General features: G+C 66.0%; 18 protein-coding genes and 1 tRNA gene. 13 read left to right on the plus strand and 6 right to left on the minus strand.

Going from position 1 to position 19,033, the window contains the following annotated elements; translation table 11 throughout:
* Positions 1 to 222: 222 nt before the first annotated feature.
* Complete coding sequence (locus AB0395_RS36335) at positions 223 to 1,728, plus strand: carboxylesterase family protein (protein WP_366288883.1); 1,506 nt, start codon at positions 223 to 225, stop codon at positions 1,726 to 1,728.
* Positions 1,729 to 2,327: 599 nt separating this feature from the next.
* Here AB0395_RS36335 and AB0395_RS36340 read toward each other — a convergent pair.
* On the minus strand, positions 2,328 to 3,263 hold the full coding sequence (locus tag AB0395_RS36340; protein WP_366288885.1) for a LysR family transcriptional regulator: 936 nt from the start codon (positions 3,261 to 3,263) through the stop codon (positions 2,328 to 2,330).
* A gap of 132 nt (positions 3,264 to 3,395) precedes the next feature.
* On the opposite strand from AB0395_RS36340, the gene AB0395_RS36345 reads away from it, so the two are divergent.
* Together AB0395_RS36345 and AB0395_RS36350 are read left to right on the plus strand one after the other, a co-directional pair.
* Complete coding sequence (locus AB0395_RS36345) at positions 3,396 to 4,652, plus strand: MFS transporter (RefSeq protein WP_366288887.1); 1,257 nt, start codon at positions 3,396 to 3,398, stop codon at positions 4,650 to 4,652.
* The gene (locus AB0395_RS36350) at positions 4,649 to 5,245 is read left to right on the plus strand and encodes a cysteine hydrolase (protein WP_366288889.1); all 597 of its coding nucleotides are present in this window, start codon (positions 4,649 to 4,651) and stop codon (positions 5,243 to 5,245) included. The genes AB0395_RS36345 and AB0395_RS36350 overlap by 4 nt, the downstream gene beginning before the upstream one ends.
* A gap of 171 nt (positions 5,246 to 5,416) precedes the next feature.
* Here the strand turns inward: AB0395_RS36350 and AB0395_RS36355 are convergent, their stop codons facing one another.
* Positions 5,417 to 6,979, minus strand: a complete 1,563-nt coding sequence (locus AB0395_RS36355) for an amino acid permease (RefSeq protein WP_366288891.1) — start codon at positions 6,977 to 6,979, stop codon at positions 5,417 to 5,419.
* 43 nt (positions 6,980 to 7,022) lie between these two features.
* On the opposite strand from AB0395_RS36355, the gene AB0395_RS36360 reads away from it, so the two are divergent.
* The gene (locus AB0395_RS36360; protein ID WP_366288894.1) at positions 7,023 to 7,664 is read left to right on the plus strand and encodes a GntR family transcriptional regulator; all 642 of its coding nucleotides are present in this window, start codon (positions 7,023 to 7,025) and stop codon (positions 7,662 to 7,664) included.
* Between the two features lie 113 nt (positions 7,665 to 7,777).
* On the opposite strand, the gene AB0395_RS36365 is transcribed toward AB0395_RS36360, so the two are convergent.
* The 3 genes from AB0395_RS36365 to AB0395_RS36375 all read right to left on the minus strand — a co-directional run bounded on the left by AB0395_RS36365 (position 7,778) and on the right by AB0395_RS36375 (position 11,335).
* The gene (locus AB0395_RS36365) at positions 7,778 to 8,464 is read right to left on the minus strand and encodes a GntR family transcriptional regulator (RefSeq protein WP_366288896.1); all 687 of its coding nucleotides are present in this window, start codon (positions 8,462 to 8,464) and stop codon (positions 7,778 to 7,780) included.
* Between the two features lie 95 nt (positions 8,465 to 8,559).
* Complete coding sequence (locus AB0395_RS36370) at positions 8,560 to 9,948, minus strand: MmgE/PrpD family protein (RefSeq protein WP_366288898.1); 1,389 nt, start codon at positions 9,946 to 9,948, stop codon at positions 8,560 to 8,562.
* Positions 9,949 to 9,955: 7 nt separating this feature from the next.
* Complete coding sequence (locus AB0395_RS36375) at positions 9,956 to 11,335, minus strand: alanine racemase (RefSeq protein ID WP_366288901.1); 1,380 nt, start codon at positions 11,333 to 11,335, stop codon at positions 9,956 to 9,958.
* Between the two features lie 518 nt (positions 11,336 to 11,853).
* Between AB0395_RS36375 and AB0395_RS36380 the strand changes: the two genes are divergently transcribed.
* From AB0395_RS36380 to AB0395_RS36400, 5 genes are read left to right on the plus strand one after another with little or no spacing between them, the layout of a single operon-like run.
* Positions 11,854 to 12,672: a carbon-nitrogen family hydrolase gene (locus AB0395_RS36380; RefSeq protein WP_366288904.1), complete on the plus strand. Its 819-nt coding sequence runs from the start codon at positions 11,854 to 11,856 to the stop codon at positions 12,670 to 12,672.
* A gap of 10 nt (positions 12,673 to 12,682) precedes the next feature.
* On the plus strand, positions 12,683 to 13,366 hold the full coding sequence (locus AB0395_RS36385) for a DUF2848 family protein (protein ID WP_366288906.1): 684 nt from the start codon (positions 12,683 to 12,685) through the stop codon (positions 13,364 to 13,366).
* Entirely contained in the window at positions 13,366 to 14,823 is a 1,458-nt protein-coding gene (locus AB0395_RS36390; RefSeq protein ID WP_366288909.1) for a 4-hydroxyphenylacetate 3-hydroxylase N-terminal domain-containing protein, read from the plus strand. Before AB0395_RS36385 ends, AB0395_RS36390 begins: the two co-directional genes overlap by 1 nt.
* Before the next feature lie 25 nt (positions 14,824 to 14,848).
* The gene (locus AB0395_RS36395) at positions 14,849 to 15,193 is read left to right on the plus strand and encodes a cupin domain-containing protein (protein WP_366288911.1); all 345 of its coding nucleotides are present in this window, start codon (positions 14,849 to 14,851) and stop codon (positions 15,191 to 15,193) included.
* Positions 15,194 to 15,221: 28 nt separating this feature from the next.
* Positions 15,222 to 15,749 (plus strand): flavin reductase family protein, encoded by a 528-nt coding sequence (locus AB0395_RS36400; RefSeq protein ID WP_366288913.1) that lies wholly within the window; start codon positions 15,222 to 15,224, stop codon positions 15,747 to 15,749.
* 149 nt (positions 15,750 to 15,898) lie between these two features.
* Here AB0395_RS36400 and AB0395_RS36405 read toward each other — a convergent pair.
* Positions 15,899 to 15,969 (minus strand) — tRNA-Cys (locus AB0395_RS36405).
* 117 nt (positions 15,970 to 16,086) lie between these two features.
* On the opposite strand from AB0395_RS36405, the gene AB0395_RS36410 reads away from it, so the two are divergent.
* The 4 genes from AB0395_RS36410 to AB0395_RS36425 all read left to right on the plus strand — a co-directional run bounded on the left by AB0395_RS36410 (position 16,087) and on the right by AB0395_RS36425 (position 18,947).
* The gene (locus AB0395_RS36410) at positions 16,087 to 16,644 is read left to right on the plus strand and encodes a TetR/AcrR family transcriptional regulator (protein WP_366288916.1); all 558 of its coding nucleotides are present in this window, start codon (positions 16,087 to 16,089) and stop codon (positions 16,642 to 16,644) included.
* The gene (locus tag AB0395_RS36415) at positions 16,641 to 17,285 is read left to right on the plus strand and encodes a VC0807 family protein (RefSeq protein WP_366288919.1); all 645 of its coding nucleotides are present in this window, start codon (positions 16,641 to 16,643) and stop codon (positions 17,283 to 17,285) included. Before AB0395_RS36410 ends, AB0395_RS36415 begins: the two co-directional genes overlap by 4 nt.
* A 201-nt stretch (positions 17,286 to 17,486) precedes the next feature.
* A complete protein-coding gene (locus tag AB0395_RS36420; RefSeq protein ID WP_366288922.1) occupies positions 17,487 to 18,308 on the plus strand; it encodes a TetR/AcrR family transcriptional regulator in 822 nt (273 codons plus the stop codon).
* A gap of 45 nt (positions 18,309 to 18,353) precedes the next feature.
* The gene (locus tag AB0395_RS36425) at positions 18,354 to 18,947 is read left to right on the plus strand and encodes a MarR family transcriptional regulator (protein ID WP_366288924.1); all 594 of its coding nucleotides are present in this window, start codon (positions 18,354 to 18,356) and stop codon (positions 18,945 to 18,947) included.
* Positions 18,948 to 19,033 lie beyond the last annotated feature (86 nt).

Genomic DNA, 19,033 nt, shown 5'->3' on the forward strand with positions numbered 1-19,033 from the left:
GCGGATGCAGTACCGGCCGACGCTGCTGAACGGCTTCGTCGCCGAGACCGGCCTGACCTTCGAACTGTCGTAACCCCAGCTTTTCAAGATCAGTAACGGCTGTTCCGCCGCTCCTCAACCCGTACTCCGGCCCGCTCAATATCGAGGTGCGGCGAGCCCGCGATTTGGGCGAAGATGGCGCACCTGCTACAGGAGCCGACACCCCCGGAAGAGGAGTGTGCCATGAGCGCCACCGGATCCGCAGACCCGGAGGTCCGGGTGACCACAGGAAGGCTGCGCGGGCGGCTGCAGGATGGCGTGACCGTCTTTTACGGTGTGCCATTCGCACGCCCGCCGGTGGGCGCCCTGCGACTGGCCGCACCGGTACCGTCCGAGCCGTGGGACGGGGTACGCGAGGCTGGCGCGTTCGGTCCGCCACCGCCGCAGTCCAGAGTGCTGGGCGCGTCCAGTGCGGACGGCACGGACGGCAACTGGTTGACCGTCAATGTCTGGTCCCCCGACCTGGGTGCCGCCCGGCTGCCGGTGATGGTGTGGATCCATGGCGGGGGTTACATGTACGGGTGGTCCGGTGACCCGATCTTCGACGGCCGCATGCTCGCCCGGGACGGCGTCATCGTGGTCACCTTCAACTACCGGGTCTCCGCCGAGGGCTTCGGACACTTCCAGGGGGCATCGGCCAACCGCGGGTTACTGGACCAGGTAGCCGCCCTCCGTTGGGTGCACGACAACATCGCGGCTTTCGGCGGAGATCCAGACCGGGTCACCGTTTTCGGGGAGTCCGCCGGAGCCGGGAGCATCGCGGCGCTGATGGCGATGCCCAGAGCCGCCGGTCTGTTCCGCAGGGCGATTGCGCAGAGCGTGCCAGGCCTGTTCTTCTCCGCTGAACTGGCCGCCGACATCGCCGCCGCCCTAGCCGGTGAGCTGGGCCTGGCCCCGCTCGCGGGCGAACTCGCCCGCCTGTCTCCGGAGCGGCTGATCGACGCCGGGGACGCGGTGGCGAACAAGATGGGCGACTGCCCGCAGTGGGGCCAGGCCGCGTACGTCCAGACGCCGTTCGCGCCGGTCGTGGACGGCGAGGTGCTGCCCGCGGTGCCATGGCGGTCACTGGCGGACGGGGCCGCGCGCGATGTGGAACTGATCGTGGGGCACACCCGCGACGAGTATCGGCTGTTCATGGCCATCAGGGGCGACACCGGCCAGATCACCGCCGAGCAGGCGGCCGCCGCGCTGCGGGAGCTCGCCCCAGACCCGGAGGCCTACCGGGCCGCCTACCCCGGGGCCAACGAAGAGCGGCTGTACGAGCTGGTGCACTCCGACTGGATGTTCCGGATGCCTTCCGTCCGGCTGGCCGAGACCCACCAAAGGCACGGCCGGGCCCACCTGTACGAGCTGACCTGGCCGGCCCCCGGCATGGGCGGCGATGCCCTCGGCGCCTGCCACGGGCTCGGCCTGCCGCTGACGTTCGGCAACCTGACCGTTGGAGCGGCAGGACTGCTGCTCGGACAGGAGCCACCAGCAGCCGCGGCCGAGCTGTCGGCCCGGGTCCGCGCGGCATGGATCGCCTTCGCCACGACCGGGAATCCGGGCTGGCCGGCATATGAGCCGCAAAACAGGCATACCTGGGTCATCGACATCGAGCCGGACATAACGGCATATCCAGAGGAGACCTCCCGTGAGTTGTGGGCCGGACACGCCTTCGCCCCCCTCACGTTGCGGGCGCGACCGTAACCGGTCCAGCCCGCCACCACCAGTCGGAAGGAGAGTGATCGAGATAACGGGGTGTCGCTAAGACTCGTGCAACCAGATAAACGCGATTGCATTAGCCCAGGTCAGCGCACTGAACTAGCGGGACAGAATGGGTTCCAGCACGGACTTGAGGCTGGCCTGGACCCACCCGGTCGGTGACCATGGGAATCCCGAGCTTGTGGAGCTTCCCGCTCGCTTTCGGGATCATCACCTGCCGCACTTCGAGGCGGTCCCTTACCTCTGTTATGGATAAATAGCGTCTCGTGGCGCACATGTGTACGGGTCCTGCACACCTTCAACGCCGGCTGGAACCACCCCAACCCCTCACGCGACGAACTCTGACCTCGACCTCTTGGCCCCGCATTGACGGAGGTGTACCCGCTCCGCCATCGCGTAACGAGATCCCGTCACCCAGGACCGTTCTGCGGCCCCTCTCCGGAGGGGCCGCTAGCCGAGTCGCCAGCGGCCAGAGGATTCACTCGCGTCCATGACGCACCCAGGCCGGAGTGTGTCGATGGCCACGCCTGCCCTGAGCCACCGCCCGTCGATCCGGCCACGATAATCGCTGACGCGGCGGCGTTTCAGCGCTGAATCGCCCAGCCCGGCGCCCAGGTCCCGGCGGCGTCGTGGCTGGCCACCGTGGCGGCGAGGTGGGCGTGGAGGATGGCCAGCGCTGGGTGGGGGTTGTCGCGGCGCCACAGAAGTGAGTGCGGGTAAACGGGCGTCGGGTCGGTCACCGGGATACGGCGCAGGCCGTGGTCAGCGGGCCAGACCAGGCGGGTCTGCTCGCCCATGAAAGTGGCCAAGGCCGGGGTGTCGGCGATGGTGTCGAGGAGCGCGTCGGAGCCGAAGTTGGGGCCCGTCGCCTCAATGGTGAGGCCGAACTCGGCGACGAGATCGTCGTAGTAGGCGGCCCACTCGGTACCGGGGACGATGCCGGGCATCCAGATCCGGTGCCCGGCGAGCTGAGCGACGGTCACCGACCGGGCACCGGCCAGCGTGTGAGCGGGCCCGGTGAGGAGTTGGAGCGGCTCGTCGAGCACCCGAACGGACTCGATGTCCTCGGGAAGGGGCCGGCCAGGCACGGCGACGGCGCGGAAGGACGCGTCGATCGCACCGGACCGAATGGCTGACAGGGCCGTCTCAACGTCGAACAGCATCACCACATCGAGCTCGATCTCGGGGTGCACACGGTGGAAGCCGCGCATCAGGCCCGAGGCCGCGGTGCGTGAGGCAATCACGTCGACGCGCAGCGGACGACTGCCGGGGAGCACAGACGCGACCGCGCGCTCGGCGACGCGCAGCAGCTCGCGCGCGTGGGGCAGGAACGCCTGCCCGTCGATGGTGAGCCGGGCCCCGCGCGCAGTGCGGGTGAACAGCCGCACTGCGAGGTTCTTCTCCAGCCCGGCGATGCGCTTGGAGACGGCCTGCTGGGTGATCGACAGATCTGCGGCGGCGTCCTGGAACTGGCCGGTGTCTACGACGGCGACGAACGTGCGCACAGCATCGAGATCCACACCAGCCGACCTTAGTGCACAACTCACAGTTGTGTACCTTCGGTCAGCCGGTTGTTTGACTTGCCTATTAGCTGCGCGCTTTGATCTCTCAAATCAACGGGTGGTTGTTTCCTAGAGATAGCGGGGTGCGCGTTGGGAAGGTCGCTGGGGCGGCAGTTCAGATGGTTCTGGGCCGCATATGCGGTCAGCACGTTCGGCACATGGCTCGCGTTCGACGCGTTCGCCCTGATCGCGATTCTCGCTCTGGACGCAGGACCTACCGAGGTGTCGGTTCTGGCCGCCGCGGGGCTCGCTGTCGGGGCGGTGGTCGCGGTGCCGCTCGGGCCGTGGGTGGAGTTCCGGCGCAAACGGCCGGTGATGATCGCGATGGACCTGATCCGGTTCGCGGCGCTGATGAGCGTTCCCTCCGCCTACGTGCTCGGCTGGCTGAGCTTCGCTCAACTCCTGGTTGTGGCGGTCGTTGTCGGCGCGGCCGACATCGCCTTCACCGCTGCGAGCGGAGCATGTCTGAAGGCGCTCGTCCGGTCCGAGGATCTGCTCGTTGCGAACGGGCGGTTCGAGGCCACGACCTGGACCGCCACCGCGCTCGGGCCGCCGCTCGGTACCGCCGCGATCGGGCTGGTGGGCCCGGTGATGAGCGTGGCGGCTAACGCGGTCAGCTTCCTCCTCTCGGCCGCGGGGATTCGCGCCATCGGCGGGCAGGAGCCACGTCCCACGCGAACTGCCACATCGTCCCGGCCTGGAGCCGGCGACCTGCTGGAGGGATGGCGGTACATCCTCGCCAGCCCGACGCTGCGCCCATTGTTCTTCAACACTGTCCTGGTCAACGGCCTGATCATGGCAGCCTTGCCATTGCTCGCCGTCCTCATGCTCGGCGACCTCGGGTTCGCACCCTGGCAATACGGCCTCGCCTTCGGCCTCCCCTGCATCGGCGGCCTCATCGGCTCGCGACTGGCCCGCCCACTCCTCACACGGTTCGGACAGCACAAGGTCATGCTCGCCGCCGGGACGCTACGTGCGTGCTGGCCACTCGGATTGGCCTTCATCAGCCCCGGCCCCACCGGGCTCTTCCTCGTCATCGCCGTCGAACTCGGGCTGATCACCTGCATGAGCGTGTTCAACCCGGTATTCGCTACCTACCGGCTCGAACAGCTCCCGTCGGACCGGGTCGCCCGCACGCTGTCTGCCTGGTCGATCACCAGTAAAGCCACCATCGCGGCCATGACCGGCGTGTGGGGCCTGTTGGCCGGCCTCACCAGTCCCCGCACCGCGATCGCGATCGCCGGTCTCCTCCTCCTGACGACCTCGCTCCTCCTCCCTCGACACGACCGCACGCCCCAGCTCAAGAACGTCGACCAGGTACTATCGGAAAGGCAAACAATCGTATGAGCACCGCCCCCGCGCTCGATCCCGCACACACCGCCCTGCTCGTCATGGACTATCAGCCCGCGATCCTCGCGCTGCTACCTGAAAGCGACAGTGAAGCTCTGCTGGGACGTATGGAAAAGGTAATCGCCAACGTTCGCGCCAGGGGCGGTACCGTCGCCTATGTTCGGGTCGGCTTCACCGAGGCCGATTGGGCGGCAATCCCGCCCACCAACAGGTCTTTCGCACCGATCGCCCAGCACCGTCTCATGCACCACGCAGACCTTGACACCGCTATCCACGAACGTCTCGCTCCCCGGGACGGGGACATCATCGTGCGTAAGATCCGTTACGGAGGCCTATCCACCACTGACCTCGATCAGCGGCTGCGCGAACACGGCATCACCACTCTGATCATCGCGGGCATCAGTACCAGCGGCGTCGTCCTGTCCACCGTCCTCGACGCGGCCGACCGCGACTACCGGCTCTACGTCCTGGCCGACGGCATCGCCGACCCCAACCCCGAAGCGCACGAGGTCCTGCTCCATCAGGTCTTTCCCTCACGGGCTCACATTCTCGAAACCGCCGAGTTGCACACCCTCCTGCGGGCTGACTGACGCCAGCCGCGCCCGCTCGACGTGGCACGGCCCGCGACTCCCGAGGATTTCCCAGCCCCAAAACAGCGGGGCCGTACGCGCTGACCTGCTGTGATTCAGCGCGCACGGCGACGGGCGGCGTACACGGTGGTTGAGGTCACACGTCCTTGTTAGATGGGCGTACCGCTTTGGCTATTCCATGCCGGACCTAGCCTCCGTCGGGGTTGGAGTTTCGAAGGGAGACACGCGATGTGCCGCGCTATTGCGCCGTCGACGAGCGGTCGCAACACCGGCGATGACGGCGATTACCGTCACGGCCAATGACAGCTGCGTAGAGTGACGGGTTGACGGTGCCAGGGCAAGACCCACAAGGATGGCTGCCAGAGCGATGAGCACCAGCCAGGTCATGTAGGGGAACCCCCACATCCGCACGGGCAGTTCCGCCTCCCGTCCTTCTCTCTGCGCTCGCGTGCGTCCACGCAGTTGCGTGATCGCAATGGCGAAATAGACCACCAGCGCCAGTGCTCCGGTCGAGTCCAGCAAGAACGTGAACAAGATCTCGGATGGCAGGAAGAAGTTCGCTGCCACCGTGGCGAATCCTCCGACAGACGCCGCCAGCACGGCGGCCACTGGCACACCGCGGCGGTTGAGCCTGGTGAACGGCCTCGGGGCCTCGCCTCGACGCGCCAGAGCGAACACCATGCGCGAGGCGCTGTAGATGCCGGAGTTGAGGCAGGACAGCAGGGCGGTGAAGACGACAGCATCCATGATTTGCGGCGCCAGTGGGACACCCAAGTGATCCAGGACTGCGACGAACGGGCTGCGCGTGACCTCAGCGGAGTCGGAGGGAAGCAGCGTCACGATCAGCGCCATTGATCCGATGTAGAAGATCAGAATCCGCACCACCACGGTGCGCATGGCGAGGGCGACCGCTTGCCGCGGCGCCACGGCCTCGCCGACGGCGACCGTCACGACCTCGGTACCGAAGAATGAGAAAACCACCGCCAGCATGGCCAGCATCACGGCGCCGATGCCGTGGGGGAAGAACCCGCCGTTGCCGGTGAGATTGGCCAGTCCTGGAGCGTCATGGCCGGGGATCCATCCCAGCACCGCTGCCGTCCCGATGATGAGAAACAGCGTGATCGCCAGGACTTTTACCGATGCGAACCAGAACTCCATCCGGCCGAAGGCCCGTACCGTAGCGAGGTTTACGGCGGTGAAGACGATCACGAACGTCAGAGCGGCGGCCCATTCCGGCACCCCTGGTAGGGTGCGGTGTGCGATCGCCGCAGCCGCCACGGCTTCGAATCCCACCATGACAGCCCACATGTAGGCGTAGAGCCAGCCGATGGCGAGCCCGGCCCACGCGCCGATTTCTCGTGTGGCGTACGTCGAGAACGAACCGGAGTCCGGTGAGGCTACGGCCAGCTCGGCCAGCATGCGCATCATGAGGACGACCAGGCCACCAACGGCGAGGTAGCCGACGATGATTCCGGGCCCTGCGGAGTTGATGGCGCTGCCGCTACCGACGAACAATCCTGCGCCGATGACTCCGCCGATTGCGATCATGCCCATCTGCCGTTGGCTAAGGCTTGCGCGCAGGCTGTTGGCGGGATCTGTGGGGGATGCGGGTGTGTGGTTGTGTGAGGCATTCATGGTTGCCCTTCTGCGCACCTCAATGTCCGAGGTGCGGCTGGACCGTTGACTCCCCGGGTCTTGCATGGGTGATAGGGCACATGTATACATCATGTTCATGAGAAGTCGACAGTCCCCGAAAGATTCAGCGTCAGCGCAAGACGTGACCTACAACTGGATCAAAGAGCACATCGGCGGGATACCGCGAGACGAAGGGACGTTCCTGACCGAGGGAGCCATCGCCGAGGCCGCAGGCACATCACGCACACCGGCCCGAGAGGCGCTGCTCCGCCTTGAGGCAGAGGGGCTATTGCAGATCGTGCCGAAGAAGGGCGCTTTCGTTCCACCGATCTCCGACGCCGACATGCAGGCGGCGATGCAGGCACGTGAACTGGTTGAATCCTGGTGTATTCGTCAGGTGAGCCCGGCAAGTCCGGAACTCCTCGCTGTCCTGGAGCGCCTCCTGGACGCTCAGCGCCAACTTCTGGACGACCCGGGCGCGTTCATCGACTGCGACCGTGCCTTCCACCGCACGATCGTGCGTCATGCCGGAAATCCCCTGCTACAGGAGTTCTATGAGTCCCTGCGCGACCGGCAGGTACGCATGGGGCTCAGGGCCGTTGGTGCAAGCAAGGACCGTGCCGAGATGGTGATCGCCGAACACGGGGCCATTGTGGACGCGCTCCGGTCCGGGAATCCCCGGAACGCTGCCGATGCGTTGACTGACCACCTGTCCAGTACCCTCCGCGCGCTTGGTGCGGTGAGCAGCGCGGTCGACCTCTCGGAGTCGCCATGGTCGACCTAGCGCTGGTACGGGTGGCCAGCCCTGCCAACGAGCCTGCCGAGGCACGAAGGAATCGAGTGGGCAGGGCTGGCCACCCGGCCGCGGCGCGGACCTGGAAGCAGTTCTGCCGCGAACTATCCTCCGTCCTGGGGCAGCAGTTGGGGCATCGATTCGAAGGTGAGTCTGGTCCGCCTGATGTGCAGGGCGACCAGCGCTGATACGTCTTCGGGTGAGGACCGGCGGATCGCATCCAGGATCAACTGATGTTCAAGGTGAGACACTTCCAGCCGCTGCTCTCCTGGAAGCCAGGAGTAGACGTTGCGGTACTGCTGGCTGGTCTCCCACAGAGATTCGATCATCCGGACAAGCCTCGGCATGTCGCAGGCTTGGTAGATCAGATGGTGAAACTCTAGGTCAAGCTCATGAAAGCGTGCGTCGCCCGTGCGCATGGCAGTGAGGTCCTCGAGAACATGGGCGATCTTGGCGATGGCTTGCTCGTCCAATCGGGATACCGCTATTCCGGCTGCAAACGGTTCGAGTCGCTCACGCAGGAGGTAGACCTCTCGTAGATCGGCCAGGTTGAGCTCCGCCACGCGTGCGCCGGCGTTGGGCCGGATGATGACTCGCCCCTCGCTGGAAAGTTCCCGCAACGCTTCACGGACGGGAATGCGACTTGTGCCATGCCGCTTCGCGATGACGTCCTGACGAATGGGATCGCCTGGGCGCAGAACTCCGTTGCGGATGTCCGCTCTCAGTTCGGCGGCGATCGTGTCGACGACAGTGAGACTGTCGGTGGCGGCCGAAGGGTTGTTCCTGCGCATGGTGGGCCCCGATCTCCATCGTCTCATGAGCTCGGAATCACGATAGCGATCTCGTCGAGCCGCACAGCATCTCTGAACTACGTTTGTCGTCCTGGTCAGAGGCATGCCGCGGCTATCAAGGGGGTGGCTTCTTGCAGTGTCGTCACAGATGCCACTGTTGAGGCCAGCGTGCCGAACTGGGATGGGGGGTGGCCTGCGGCCTTGAGTCGATCAGCGCAAATATCAGAGAGCCGGCCCCACGTGAATGCGAACGTGTCGTCGGTGGGGACAAGTGTGTTGGACAGCGTGCGATCGTTGGCGAGGGTTACCTCAAGGCGGGCGGCGAGCGGGGGCAGTTTCGGATCGGCGATGATGCGCACGCGTTCACTGAGGTGTGCCGCCTGGGCATCGTTGTGAGGTTGGTGCAGGAGATCGAGGTCCAGCTCACCGTGCGTCAGCGTTGTTGCGACACAGTACGCGGCACTCATGAGTGCGCCGGAGAGGGTTTGCGGCCTGGCATTGCAAATCCCGGGGTAGGCCCAGTCTTCCGGGTTGAGGAAGCACCGGATCTCCTTGATCGAAGCGGGGTCCGCTGCCAGCTTCGGAACGAAGCCAACGGCAAGCGCGATCGGCGCCTGCAGGATGTTGCAGGCCGAGTACCACTTGTAGACGGTGTCGATGATGCGCCACTTGACGCACGAGTCCGGCTCCAATTCGTGGTCGAGCCGATGTGCCGCGGTGACGTGGTCACCTCGCCGAGCGTCGTCATGCCATAGAAGGGGGAGGGCATCGTCGTGGAAGGTGCCAGCGGCTCCTTGGAAACCGGCACGCACCAGTTGGACTGCGCGGACTCCCGCCTGTGCGGACAGCCCGAGTTGGATTGACCAGTCATCGGACCCGTCCACAAAAGTTCTGCTCAGGCCTGCTGAGAAGTTGACTGACAGCGCGATTGCATTCGCTATGCCTTGCGTATCCAGGCCTGCTGCCACAGCTGCGGAGGTAGCCGATCCAATCCCGCCGAACGCGGCTGAGGCACGCAGCCCTCTGGCCATGACGCCGGATACGAAGGCCTCTCCCACCAGAGCGGCTGTCTCCCAACCGGCGACGAGCGCCGACACAAGCGCGCTTCCCGTGATTCCACTCTCCTCGGCCGTGGCCAAGAGTGCCGGAAGAATGGCGCTTCCCAAATGGGCTTGTGATGGGTAATGCGTGGAGTCCAGCGCGAGGGCGTGAGTGCGTACCCCTCCCAAGAACGCCGCGTCACTCGGATCGTGCTTCGCCCGGGTGCCGAGCGGGGTGGCTGCGTTTCGTCTGCGGGTGCCGCTCATACTCACAAGGACCGTCGCCTTGTCGACCACTGGACCGCTTGCGAGCATTGCACAGGACAGATCGTTGAGCAGCACCGATGTGGCTGCGGTGAGGACTGGTTCGGGAAGTTCCATCTGCGCTATTCGTTGTGCTCGCTGGGCGAGCAGCCATAGGCGATGCCCTGTCTGGGGTGTCACCGGCGCGCTACCTGCCGCTCGCGACTTCAGCGGGCGGACCGTCGGGGAGGAGATATCCCGTGGCGATGTCCTCGACCGTGCGTCGCCGACGAATCACGTGTGTCGTGTGCCCGTCCACCATCACGGTGGGCGGCAGCGGCAGGGCGCAGTATTCCGTGGACACGGATTCGCAGTATGCGCCTTGGTCGAGCAGGGCGATCAAATCACCGTGAGTGAGCGTCGGCATCGCGACGGGAGGAGTTACCTCATCCGGCGCGCACGTGGCGCCGGCGATGTGTACGCGTTCGGTGCAGGGCTCCGTCATCTTGGTCGCGGCGACCGCGGGATGGTAGACGTCCACCATGAGACGTCTGACGAAGTGGTAGGCGGACGTGTCCTCGAGGAAAAGCCATTGCCGCTGCTCATCTCGGACGTAAGCCGATTTACGCACGCCCACGCGTGCGACGAACACCGCAGCGTTGGAGACGATGTAACCGCCGGGCTCGGCCCAGATCTCAACCTCGGGCAGACCGGCCTCGGCGAGCAGGCGTGCCGTGTAACCGGCCGTGGCGTCGGCTACCGCGTCGATCTCCGGCAGGCTGCGTACGGCTCCGGGGCCGTACCCGGTGTCTGTCTTGACGCGATACCCGCCGCCGTAGTTGAAGACCTCGAGGGTGATGCCCCGAGAGCGATGTAGCTCGGTCGCGATCGCAACGAGTTGCTCGACGACGCGCCTGCGGCGTCGGATGTCGAGCTCCGCGTTGTAGGCGGAGTCGTAGGCGGTGAAGCCCAGGTGATGATGAAGCCCGACTAGACGGATCCCAGAGGTCTGCGCGATCAGGTCGGCCGCGCGCAGCACGTCCGCGTCAGTCAGACCGAACTTCGTCTCAAGCTCCGATGTGAACATGCTCTGGTCGTCATGGTGGCGTTCCAGGTCGGTCGCCAGGCGCAAGGCGACCTTCACCTCGCCATCGGTCGGCCGCAAGAGGGAGATCAGCTGATCGAGCTCGTCCAGAGAGTCGACGTTCACCATGGCGACCTGCGCGTCGATCGCCCACCTCAGGTAGGCGGGCGACTTGCAGTTGCCGTTGGCGACGACGCGGTCGGGGGCCACACCTGCTCGCTCGGCGAGTACCGCGTGTCCGAGGCTGGCGACATCGACCATGGCGCCTTGTCGTACGAGCGTGGAGATGACAGCCGGAGCCGGGTTGGCCTTGCTGGCGTAGACGATTCTGTTGCGGGGATTGAGCTGCCGAAAGGCGCCAGTGATCGTCTCCAGATTATGACGAAGCGTACGCGCCGACATGATCCATAGCGGTGCACCGTACTGCTGTACCAGCTCGGCGACCGACTGGCCCTCCACGGTCAGTGTGCCGAGCTCGTCGGTGTCGAGCCCGACATCGTGCACGCGAAGCCTTGAAGTGGATGCGGTCGGAGTCTCATGTCCGCTTGCATGATGCGAGATTGTATGCATATTGGACAGAGTAGGGCGAGAAAGTGCACTGTCAAGGGGTGATTTATCTTGGATTGCATACGAAACGACGTTGAGCAGCCAGACCAGCCAGGGCGCCCTTCCGGAGGCGCACGAGAGGCGGGCGTCCGAATCTCGACCGCCCAAGCAACCCCGAACAGAGGAACGAAGCAAGATCACGACCCCAGAATTGCCGCTTGCCGATCTGCTGTACCACTTGTATACATGTTGCCTATGAGGAGTGAAGCGGGGATGAACTCGCGGGCCGGGGTCGGCGCAGGGCATGGCCTATCGGTGGCCGAAGCGATCGTGCGACACGCAGGCAATCCTGTGCCGGCCGGTGAGGCGGAACAGGTGGGGCAGGCGGTTGCAGCCCATCTGTCCAGCACACCGGCGGCTGTTCAGGTGCCCGACATGCCTGACCGGACCGGTGGACTGTCCGCGGAGGGACTCCTATGAAGATCGCGATGCTCCAGGTCGCCAGCCCGCGAGAGGAATCCCCGAGCGCGCGACGATCCCGGGTCGGCCGGATGCTCACCGCAGCGCGTGGAGCCGACCTGGTCGTGCTGCCCGAGCTGTGGGCTGTCGGCTACTTCGCGTTCGACACCTATGCCGAGCAGGCCGAGACACTGGATGGTCCCACCGTCACGGCCGCCCGGGGATGGGCCAGGGAGCTCGACGCCCACGTGCACCTCGGCAGCATCGTGGAGCGTGATCCGCACGGGCGCCTTTACAACACGGCCGTACTGATCGCTCCGGACGGGGAGATAGTGCACACCTATCGCAAGGTGCACGTCTTCGGTCACGCATCCCGCGAGAGGGAGCTCCTCACCCCAGGGGACGCCCTCGAAGCCGCCGACACCAGACTCGGTTCACTCGGCGTTACCACCTGCTACGACCTGCGCTTCCCGGAACTGTGGCGTTCCTTGGTGGATCTCGGCGCCAAGTCCGTCATCGTGCCGGCCGCCTGGCCGGCTGCCCGCCTCGAGCACTGGAGATTGTTCACGGCCTGCCGCGCCGTCGAGGAGCAGGTGCTGCTCATCGCGTGCAACGCGGTCGGCATTCAGGAGGGTGGCGTCGAACTGGGAGGTCACAGCCGCGTCGTGGATCCCTGGGGGACCGTCCTCGTCGAGGCCGGCGAAAAGGAGGGAATCACCTTCTGTGATGCGGATCCCGCCCTGGTCGACATCGTCCGGGCGGACTTTCCTGTGCTCGCAGATCGCCGCTGGGCGCCCCCCGCCCGCACCGATCACGTCCCGAGAGCGGGGCAGTGAGGAAATGACCATGACGGAAGCCTCGCCGCCCCTGATGGTGAAGGTCGCCGGCACCGGAGAGCAACTGGCGCTCCGCCCGGACCGGCTGGTCGTGGCCGGATACACGGCCAAGGATCAGATGGCTGTGGCCGAGCACATCGCTGAACTGGCCAGAATCGGTGTTGCTCCGCCACCGACCGTGCCCGCCTTCTATGACCTCGATCCGCGCCTGCTCACCACCGATCCGGTGATCGAGGTGATTGGGGCGTCGACGTCCGGCGAAGTGGAGCCGGTCGTGATCCGCCACGGCGACCGCCATTTCCTGGCGGTCGGCTCCGATCACACGGACAGAGACCTGGAACGCACCGACATCGCCGCGTCCAAGGCAGCCTGCCCCAAACCACTCGGCAACACGGTAATGGAGATCGGCGCTGATCTGTTGACGGTGGACTGGGACCGCCTCTCCGTCGATTCCACCGTGAACGACCAGCCCTATCAGGCAGGCAGTGTGGCCACACTGCGCCCCCCTGACGAGCTGATGCAGAGGATGACCGCCGTACTCGGTGACATCACCCAAGACGTGGTGCTGTTCTGCGGCACCTTACCGCTGCTCGGTGGAACGTTCGTACACGGCCGCTCCTGGCGTGTGCGCCTCCACCTTCCCGGGGGACAAACCATGACCCACACATACGAAACCAAGCAAAGGGGCGTCTGATGCGTACTGGATCCGACTACCTGGCCTCGCTCAAAGACTCACGGTGTATCTATGTGGACGGCGCTCCCGTGGAGGATGTCGCCCACCACCCGGCTTTCGCCCCGATCGCGAACACCATCGGCGCGCTGTTCGATCTGGCCGCCGACCCGGCGGCGAACATGACACGGATCGATCCGAACACCGGCACCGTGGTCAACCGTTTGTTCACCACACCGCGCACTCGGGAGGACCTGACCGCGTTCCGGATCGCCGCCACCACGTGGGCCAGACAGACACACGGCTGGGTGGGGCGCAGCCCCGATCACGTGGGCGCGTTCTTCGCCGCCTTCGCCGCCCACCCCGAGGCCTTCGACGGCGGTGAGCGCGACTTCGCCGCGAACGTCCTCGCTTACCAGAAGCGGATCATGGAGAGGGATCTCTATCTCTCCTACGCGATCATTCCACCACAGGTCTCCAGGGCCACCACGGCCCACGCCTGGAACGGTGAGCTGATCCAGGTTGGCGTAGCTGAGGAACGAGCAGATGGCATCGTCGTCCGCGGCGCCCAAATGCTCGCCACCGGCGGAGCGGTCGCCGACGAGATCTTCGTATCGTGCATCAAACCACTCAGTGCCGAGGACCGCGACTTCGCACTCAGCTTCGCCGTGCCAGTCGGAGCGCAAGGCCTCAAGCTGTACTGCCGCCGGCCGTACGCGCCCTCGGCGACCAGCGCCTACGACTACCCCTTGACCACCCGGTTCGACGAGACCGACGCCCTCCTGGTGTTCGACGACGTCTTCATCCCCTGGGAGCGGGTGTTCGTCTACCGCGACGTAACGGGCCTGCACCGGCAGTTCTTTCAGACCGGCGCACATGTGCTGGGCAACTGGCAGGCGCAGATCCGGCTTGCCGTGAAGCTCCAGTTCTTGGCCGGGCTCGCCCGCAAGGTCGCTGAGGTCAACGGCGTCGACAAATTCCCCGGCGTGGTGGAGAAGCTGGGCGAACTGGCCAGCGTGGCCTCGCTCGTGGAGTCCGCGGTGTTGGCCGCCGAATACACCGCTGCTCCCGACGAGCAGGGCCTGTGGCGCCCTGGCGCCCGAGCGGTGTACGGCGCGATGGGCCTGCAGGCCGAGTTCTATCCGCGCGTGCTCGCCATCCTGCGCGACTTGGTCGGTGGCGGTGTCCTTCAGGTGCCCTCCAGCGTCGCGGACATGATCACCCCGGAGTCGCGCGCTGACATCGACCGTTACATCCACAGCCCGAACGCTCCGGCCGAGGTGCGGGTGAAGCTATTCAAACTCGTCTGGGACGCGGTGGGCAGTGAGTTCGCCGGACGCCACCACCAGTACGAGATGTTCTACGCCGGCGCGCCTTTCGTGGTGAAGGGCTACGCATACCGCAACTACGCCTTTGACGGCCCGCTCGCCGACGTCGAGACGTTCCTGTCGAGCTACAGCATCGAAACGACGTCCGCCTGACCGATCACCTAGGAGCAGTTCACTGATGAGCAAACCCGAGCACGAGTTCTTCCCGGTCACCGAGATCGACTTCACCGTCTGCCCAGGCGGCGACCCCAAGATTACCGAGCGGATCCTCGCCAAGGACCCGGAGACCGGTGTCGCCACACGCATCCTGCGATATGCGCCCGGCGCGGACTCCAGTCCCATGGGGGTGCAGAAACACGACTTCTGGGAAGAGGTTTACATCCTGGAGGGCTCCTTCATCGACCTTACGCTCGGGGAAACCTTCAACGCCGGGATGTACGCCTGCCGGCCGCCGGGCATGCCCCACGGTCCCTGGCGTACCGATGAGGGCGTGGTGACCTTCGAGGTCCGCTACCGCGTCTGACTCTCCAGCACTGAATTGGAGTCCTTCCATGACCACCCCCTCCTCCGCGGCCACCGTCGTGGACTCCATGACGATGCGTCGCGCAATGGGCCGCTTCGCCACCGGAGTCGCAGTCATCACCACCAGCGCCGGTGGTGTTCCGCATGGCATGACCGTCAACTCGCTGACGTCTGTCTCTTTGGAGCCGCCGCTCCTTCTCGTATGCCTCACCACCGGCGCGCGCACCACCGACGCCGTGACCGCTACCGGGCGATTCGCGGTCAACATCCTTTCGGTCCGCCAAGAGCACCTCGCGCTGCGCTTCGCCAAACGCGGAGCCGATCATTTCGCCGGCCTGGACATCGTCTACGGCCGGCACCAGGTCCCCATCATCCCGGATGCCTTCGCGCACCTGCAGTGCACGATCGAACGGCATTTCGTGGCCGGTGACCACATTGTGGTCATCGGTGAAGTCCATGAGATCTGGGAACGCGATGGTCAACCGCTCGGCTACCTCGGAGGCACGTTCAGCAACGTCACCATCCGCGGCCACGAACCCATCCAATGGTTCTTCTGACCTGGCCACCCGGTCCGGCAGTCGACGACGGGTGGCACCGCTCTGCTCGCCAATAGCCTCGCAGCACGTGGGACAGGGCGGTTCGCCAGAGGGGACGTCCTGTGCTCCCTCGGGTGATGGCTGGACCGGATGTTTCGTCTCTCGATAAGAGGCCGTGACCGGAATCGAACCGGTGTGTACCGCTTTGCGGGCGGGTCCCTGGCCACTCGGGCACACGGCCACCGCGGAGGAGTCCGGCCGCCCACCTCTTGCATCTCTTACTCACTCAAGTTAAAAATTACCTATGCAAGTAAGAAGAGGGGATTCGGTTACGAGCTCCGCCAGACGGGCGCAGATCGTGACGGCCACCATCGAGACGATCGCCGAACTCGGCTACAACCAGGCGTCCTTCGCCCGTATAGCCGAGCGCACCGGGCTCAGCAGCACGCGCCTGATCTCCTACCACTTCGACAGCAAGGACGAGCTGATCGGTCAGGCGCTCGCCACGATCTACGACAGGCTCGCGGTGTTCATGACCGGCCGGGTCAGCGCCCACAGCACGCCGGGCGAGGCTCTTGAGGCCTACATCCGCTCGCTGGTGGAGTACATCCGGGATCACCGCGCCGAGATGCGCGCCGCCGTGGAGATCTTTCTGAACTTCCGGCCGGAAGGCGGCTCCGCGGCGCAGGACGCCGCGACCAACCTGTCCGCCCTCGCCCACATCGAGCGGCTGCTGGCCTGGGGCCAGGAGACCGGCGAGTTCCGCCCGTTCAGCACCAGGGTGATGGCGATGACCGTCCAGCGCGCGCTCGACGGCCTGCCCTTCCTCCTGGAGGCCGACCCGGACGCCGACCTGGCCGAGTACGCCGATGAGCTGGCCCAGCTCTTCGCCCGGGCCACCAGGGCCACGCCGTGAGCCCCCGTCTCAGGAGCCTGCTCACCGTGACGGTGGACATCGCCCTGCCGATCGCCCTGTACTACGTGCTGCGCGCCACCGGTGTCAGCGAGCACACCGCGCTGCTCGCCGGCTCGCTCCTGCCCGGCATGAGCCTCGCCTCCTCCCTCGTACGGCGACGCAGACCCGACGGCCTGGACCTGTTCATGACCGTGATGATGCTGGGCAGCGCAGCGGTCTCCCTGCTCATCCATGACGCCAGGTTCCTGCTGGCAAAGGACGGCTGGTTCATGGCGGCCGCGGGCGCCTGGTTCCTGATCACCGCCCGCGGCGACAGGCCGCTGGCCTTCGCTTTCTCCCGCTTCATACTGGAGGGGCGGATCGGCCCCAACCGCGAGTCGTGGGACCTGCTGTGGGAGCGGCTGCCTGCCTTCCGCAAGATCTGGCGAGTGGCGACAGTCATCTACGGCGCCGGGCTGCTGCTCGACGCCGCCGTGCGGATCGTCATGGCCTACACCCTGCCCGGGGACGTGGTCCCCGGACTCGGCGCCGCGCAGTACGGCGTCTTTCTGGTCCTGATGCAGGTCGTCTTAAACGCCTACCTGATTCCCACTGGCCTCTACAACCGCTATTCCAGGCTCTACAGGGAGGTGGGCGCATGAACAACTCCCCCGCCTGCCCGAACGTACTCGCCGCCGCCGCTCCGCGCTCCGGGCCGTCGCCGTACCACCGGCCGGAGCGGCGCTCACCGCACGATCGGCGAGGTCGCCACGGATGACCGGCGGCGGGAAGTCCCCCGCTGATAGCTTTAGCCGTAAGGAATTGGCTCGGTCAGGTGTGGTGCACGCCGGGAGGAGTTGCAGGTGGTCGTTTACGCCGGACAGGGCGATGCCCGCCGTTCGATGGCCTTGCTGTGGCGTACCGCGGGGACAGGAGAGATCCGTCCCGGCCCGAAACCCGGGCTGAGCGTCGACCTGATCGTGGACACGGCCATCACCGTCGCCGACACCGACGGAATGGCGGCGCTGTCCATGCGCGCGGTCGGCGAACGGCTCGGGCGCACCGGCATGGCCCTCTACACCTACGTCCCCAGTAAAAGCGAGCTGGTCGACCTCATGTACGACCGGGTCCTCGGCGAACTGCCATCCGACTACGAGCACGAAGCGGGCTGGCGAACCGCCCTGACGTCGTGGGCCCGCGACACCTGGGCGTTCTACCTGCGGCACCCGTGGGTGCTGCAGGTGTCACAGGCCAGGCCCGTACTGGGTCCCAACGAGTACGTCACCCTGGAGACAGTGGTGCGAATCCTGCGCGCGACCGGGCTGGGGGCCACGGTGCTGCGACGCGTCGTCGGGATGCTGTTCAACTTCGTGCGCGGCGCGGCGCAGACGGTCGCCGAGTCACGGCAGGCTCCGACGGCGACCGGGGTCTCCGACGACGAGTGGTGGCTCACCCGTTCGGCCACGCTGCTGGAGATCGCCCCCGATTTCGCCGACCGCTTCCCGATGGTGACCTGGCTCGAAAACATAACGGCCGAGCCGCCGCAGGACGACTCCCTGCCCTACCTGGAGCGAGAGGCCAGGAAGACCTTCGAGGTCAGTCTCACCGTCCTCCTGGACGGGATCGAGGCGACCGTGAACAGAACCCCCGCCTCGGTGAATCCCCTGCATGTTCAGCAAGCGTAAAACAGTTTGACGTTAAACTATAATGGGCCGAATAGGATGCACCGCATGAGCCAAGGCAGAAGCCGGGAGGCGGGCGACGGCAGGCACGGGGACGCCATAGACACCATCCTCGACCAGTGGCGGCACGAACGCCCTGACCTGGACCTCTCCGCGATGGGCATCTTCGGCAGGCTCACACGCCTCTCCCACATCATCGGCCCGGCAGTCGAAGAGGCATCCGCACGGCACGGCATGCGCCGCGGAGAGTTCGACGTGCTCGCCTCGCTCAGACGCTCAGGCCCGCCGTACACTCTGACGCCCTCAGAGCTGTCCGCGGCCCTCATGATGTCGCGAGCGGGCATGACCAACCGCCTCGACCGCCTCGAGAAGGCCGGGCTCGTGGAACGGAACCCCGCCCCGGACGACCGCAGGAGCTTCCAGGTCACCCTCACTCCCAAAGGCCGCGAGGCCGCGGACGCCGCGCTCACCGAGCACGCGGCCAGCCTCGGCCGGCTGCTGTCCGGACTCACCGGAGAAGAGCGAAGGATTCTCGACCGGACCATGCGCGTCCTGCTGCGAACCGTCGACAGGTCCGCCGCCCGCGGACAGACAGCGGGAAACAACGGGCAGGCCGGGCCGAGACCTCGCCCAAGAGGGTGAACCCTGCCACCAGGCCACGAACACCCCGCGAGAAGCTCGTCACCACCTTTCCAGAGCATCGGCGACACCAGCGCGAACAGCACCGA

Origin of the sequence: Streptosporangium sp. NPDC051023 (genome assembly GCF_040689595.1) — a bacterium.
Classification (GTDB): Bacteria; Actinomycetota; Actinomycetes; order Streptosporangiales; family Streptosporangiaceae; genus Streptosporangium.

Coding starts and splice junctions, on each gene's coding strand:
- AB0395_RS36425 (WP_366288924.1), top strand. CDS start 18,354: ATGAGCCAAGGCAGAAGCCGGGAGGCGGGCGACGGCAGGCACGGGGAC.
- AB0395_RS36380 (WP_366288904.1), top strand. CDS start 11,854: ATGAAGATCGCGATGCTCCAGGTCGCCAGCCCGCGAGAGGAATCCCCG.
- AB0395_RS36400 (WP_366288913.1), top strand. CDS start 15,222: ATGACCACCCCCTCCTCCGCGGCCACCGTCGTGGACTCCATGACGATG.
- AB0395_RS36335 (WP_366288883.1), top strand. CDS start 223: ATGAGCGCCACCGGATCCGCAGACCCGGAGGTCCGGGTGACCACAGGA.
- AB0395_RS36365 (WP_366288896.1), bottom strand. CDS start 8,464: ATGCGCAGGAACAACCCTTCGGCCGCCACCGACAGTCTCACTGTCGTC.
- AB0395_RS36350 (WP_366288889.1), top strand. CDS start 4,649: ATGAGCACCGCCCCCGCGCTCGATCCCGCACACACCGCCCTGCTCGTC.
- AB0395_RS36385 (WP_366288906.1), top strand. CDS start 12,683: ATGACGGAAGCCTCGCCGCCCCTGATGGTGAAGGTCGCCGGCACCGGA.
- AB0395_RS36355 (WP_366288891.1), bottom strand. CDS start 6,979: ATGAACATGATGTATACATGTGCCCTATCACCCATGCAAGACCCGGGG.
- AB0395_RS36390 (WP_366288909.1), top strand. CDS start 13,366: ATGCGTACTGGATCCGACTACCTGGCCTCGCTCAAAGACTCACGGTGT.
- AB0395_RS36395 (WP_366288911.1), top strand. CDS start 14,849: ATGAGCAAACCCGAGCACGAGTTCTTCCCGGTCACCGAGATCGACTTC.